The 4,320-nt window shown below is 70.6% G+C and carries 1 protein-coding gene and 1 pseudogene; one reads left to right on the top strand and one right to left on the bottom strand.

The window, feature by feature from the left end:
• Positions 1–561: pseudogene (locus AB0F10_RS32530) on the bottom strand (hypothetical protein); the annotation flags it as partial.
• A 328-nt stretch (positions 562–889) separates the two neighbouring features.
• Between AB0F10_RS32530 and AB0F10_RS32525 the strand changes: the two are divergent.
• A complete protein-coding gene (locus tag AB0F10_RS32525; RefSeq protein WP_360633762.1) occupies positions 890–4,258 on the top strand; it encodes a CARDB domain-containing protein in 3,369 nt (1,122 codons plus the stop codon).
• Positions 4,259–4,320 lie beyond the last annotated feature (62 nt).

Raw genomic sequence — 4,320 nt, 5'->3', positions numbered from 1 at the left:
GGGCGGGTCGCGGCGGCGACTGCTCGTGGGCGGTGCCGTGGCCGCGGTGGTCGCCGGCGTGGTCCCGCTGGCGGGGTTGTTGCCGTCGAGGGGGGCCGGGGACGCCGCGGGCGCCGCGCCGGCCGGGCTGCCGTCGATCCCGGCGCGGTCGGCGACCGGCGTGCCGTCCGTCGGGACGATCTCGGTGGCCCGGCCCCAGGCGGTCGCCCCCGAGCGCGCCAGGAATCCGTCCGACGCGCCGAGCGCCGGTGCCTCGGCGCCGGAGCCGGCCGGTGTCGTCGAGTTCCCGTCGTCCGAGGTGGAGCCGACGCCGTCCACCGAGCCGGCGTCGCCGGAGCCGATCGCCGGGGTGCGGACGTTCATGACGCCGGGCGGCGCGGTCGAGGCGGGCTGCGACGGCACCGGCCAGGCGAGGCTGGTCTCGTGGGCGCCGAAGGACCCGTACCAGGTCGAGCGGGTCAGTGCCGGGCCCGCGCTGACGGCCGCGATCGTCTTCAAGTACGTCGTGAGCCGGATCCGGGTGACGGTGACCTGTGTCGCCGGATCGCCGACGGCGGTCACCCTCCCACTCTGAGCGAAGGATCGGCGAAAAGATCGGCCGTCGTCGACGTCTCGGCGCCGGACGGTCCCGTCTGTTCACATCCGCCCGCGGCGTTGACGAAACAGTGACACATCTGAAACATTGAATGCCCCGCGCCGCAAGAAGTTGGCAGACACCGCGCAATTTCCGTGGAGCGCACCGAAAGATCCAGGCAGACGCACCTGTCCCCTAAACCGAAGACCCTTTCCCCGACTCGGCGCACCTCTGCCGCGTCGCGCCGCCGCATACCCCTCGGCGGCTCGGCACCCGCGGTAATCCCCTCTGTCGTTCTCACAGAACAAGGACGCCATGAAACGGAAGCAACTCAGCCGGAGGCTGCTCAGCGGCCTCTTCGCTGCGGGCCTGGCCGCCGCCGCGGCGCTCACCCCCACGCCCGCCCTCGCGGCCGGCGGACCCAACCTCTCCGCCGGCCGGCCGGTCTCGGCCAGCGGCGCCAACGGCCCGTACGTCGCGGGCAACGTCAACGACGGCAACCCGCAGTCCTACTGGGAGAGCCCGTCGAACGCGTTCCCGCAGTGGGTGCAGATCGACCTCGGCGTCGCGGTCGCGATCGATCAGGTCGTGCTCAGGCTGCCACCCGCGACGGCGTGGGGCGCACGCACCCAGACGCTCAGCGTGCAGGGCAGCACCGACGGCAGCGGCTTCGGCGTGCTGTCGGCCTCGGCCGGCCGGGTCTTCGATCCGGCAACGGCCAACACGGTCACCGTCAACTTCGCCGCGGCGACCGTCCGGTACGTGCGCGTGAACGTCACCGGCAACACGGGCTGGCCGGCCGCGCAGGTCTCCGAGTTCGAGATCTACGGCGTGGCCGGCGGCGACCCGGGCGACCCGGGTGACCCGCCGACGGGCACGAACCTGGCCGGCGGCAAGCCGATCGAGGCGTCGTCGTCGGTCTTCACGTTCGTCGCGGGCAACGCCAACGACGCCAGCCCGACCAGCTACTGGGAGTCCAACGGCTACCCGGCGACGCTGACCGTGAAGCTCGGCGCCGACGCCGACGTCACCGGGGTCGTCGTCAAGCTCAACCCGGACCCGGCCTGGGGCACCCGTACGCAGAGCATCCAGGTGCTCGGCCGCGCGCAGACCGCCACCGGTTTCACGTCGCTGAAGGCCCGGGCCGACTACACGTTCAACCCGGCCACCAACCAGAACTCGATCACGATCCCGGTCACCGGCCGCGCCGCCGACCTGCAACTGCAGTTCTTCGGCAACACCGGCGCGCCCGGCGGTCAGGTCGCCGACCTGCAGGTGCTCGGCGGCTGGGCGCCGAATCCGGACCTCGTCGTCACCGCCGCGACCTGGACGCCCGCGTCGCCGAGCGAGGCCACCGCGGTCACGCTGTCGGCCACCGTCAGGAACCAGGGCACCGCGGCCGCGGCCGCAACCCGGGTGGACTTCAAGCTCGGCGGCAACGTCGTCGGCAATGCCGCGGTCGGCGCCCTCGCGGCCGGGGCGTCGGCCACGGTCTCGGCGAACGTCGGGGCGCAGCCGATGGGCAGCTACGGCGTGGCGGCGGTGGTCGATCCGGCCAACACCGTCGCGGAGCAGAACAACGACAACAACACCTTCACCGCGTCCACGCAGTTGGTGGTCGGCCCGGCGCCCGGCCCGGACCTGCAGGTAGTGGCCATCACGACGAACCCGGCGAACCCCGCCGTCGGCGCGGCGGTCTCCTTCACCGTCGCCGTGAACAACCGCGGCATCAGCGCCGCGGGCGCCTCCACGACCCGCCTGACGGTGGGCGGCACGACGCTCAACGGCAGCACCCCGGCGATCGCGGCCGGCGGCACGACGAACGTGGCCGTCGCCGGCACCTGGACCGCCACCAGCGGCGGCGCCACCCTGACCGCCACCGCGGACGCGGCCGGCGCCGTCGCCGAGACCAACGAGAACAACAACGTGCTGACCCGCTCGGTGGTGGTCGGCCGCGGCGCGGCGGTCCCGTACGTCGAGTACGAGGCGGAGGCGGCGCGCTACTCCGGCACGCTGCTGGAGGCCGACGCCCTGCGCACGTTCGGGCACACCAATTTCGCCACCGAATCCTCGGGGCGCAAGTCGGTGCGGCTGGGCGGCACCGGGCAGTTCGTCGAGTTCACCTCGACCAGCCAGTCGAACTCGATCGTGGTCCGCAACTCCGTGCCGGACGCACCGGGCGGCGGCGGCCAGGACGCGAGCATCAGCCTCTACATCAACGACCAGTTCGCGCAGAAGCTGACGCTCTCGTCGCGCAACAGCTGGCTGTACGGCACGACGGACGACACCGAGTCCCTGTCGAACTCGCCCTCGGCCGACGCCCGGCGGTTGTTCGACGAGTCGCACGCCCTGCTCTCGCAGTCGTACCCGGCGGGTACCCGTTTCAGGCTGCAGCGGGACGCCGCCGACAACGCGTCGTTCTACATCATCGACTTCATCGACCTGGAGCAGGTGGCGCCGGCGGGCAGCCAGCCGGCGGGCTGCACCTCGATCACGACGTACGGTGCGGTGCCGAACGACGGCAACGACGACACGGCGGCGATCCAGCGGGCCGTGACGGACAACCAGAACGGCGTGATCGGCTGCGTCTGGATCCCGGCCGGCCAGTGGCGCCAGGAGCAGAAGATCCTCTCGCCGGATCCGGCCCGCGGCCAGTACAACCAGAAGGGCCTGCGCAACGTCACGATCCGCGGCGCCGGCATGTGGCACACCATGCTCTACACGAATACCCAGCCGCAGAACGTGGTCGGCAACATCAACCATCCGCACGAGGGCAACGTCGGCTTCGACATCGACGACAACACCCAGATCTCCGACCTGGCGATCTTCGGCAACACCCAGAACCGGGCGAACCGCGGCCACGGCCTCAACGGCCGGTTCGGCAAGAACACGAAGATCAGCAACGTCTGGATCGAGCACGTCAACGTCGGTGCCTGGGTGGGCCGCGACTACTCGGACACCCCCGCCTACTGGAACCCGGGCGACGGTCTCGACTTCTCCGGCATGCGGATCCGCAACACGTACGCGGACGGCATCAACTTCAGCAACGGTACGCGGAACTCGCGGGTGTTCAACTCGTCGTTCCGTACGACGGGCGACGACTCGCTGGCGGTCTGGGCCAACCCGTACGTGAAGGACCAGTCGGTCGACATCGCCTCGAACAACCACTTCGTCAACAACACGGTGCAACTGCCGTGGCGGGCGAACGGAATCGCGATCTACGGCGGCTCCAACAATTCGATCGAGAACAACCTGGTCTACGACACGATGAACTACCCGGGCATCATGCTGGCGACGGACCACAGCCCGCTCCCGTTCGGCGGGACCACCCTGATCGCCAACAACGGCCTCTACCGTACGGGCGGCGCGTTCTGGAATGAGGACCAGGAGTTCGGCGCGATCACCCTGTTCCCGTCCACGAAGGACATCACCGGCGTCACGATCCGCGACACCGAGATCTCCGACTCGACCTACGACGGCATCCAGTTCAAGAACGGCGGCGGCAACATGCCGAACGTCGCCATCACCAATGTCAGGATCGACAGATCCGTCAACGGCGCGGGCATCCTCGCGATGAGCGGCGCCCGCGGAAACGCGGCGCTGTCGAACGTGACGATCACGAACTCGGCCGACGGAAACATCGTCATCCAGCCGGGCTCGGGCTTCACGATCACCGGCGGCTGACGGCGAGCCGTGGGGGGGCCGGGCGGGCCCGCGGCGGCACCCCGCCCCCCGGGGTGATAGTA

Origin of the sequence: Actinoplanes sp. NPDC026623, assembly GCF_040638275.1 — a bacterium.
Classification (GTDB): domain Bacteria; phylum Actinomycetota; class Actinomycetes; order Mycobacteriales; family Micromonosporaceae; genus Actinoplanes.
This window is presented reverse-complemented; position numbering and strand designations above follow the sequence as displayed.

Coding starts and splice junctions, on each gene's coding strand:
- AB0F10_RS32525 (WP_360633762.1), top strand. CDS start 890: ATGAAACGGAAGCAACTCAGCCGGAGGCTGCTCAGCGGCCTCTTCGCT.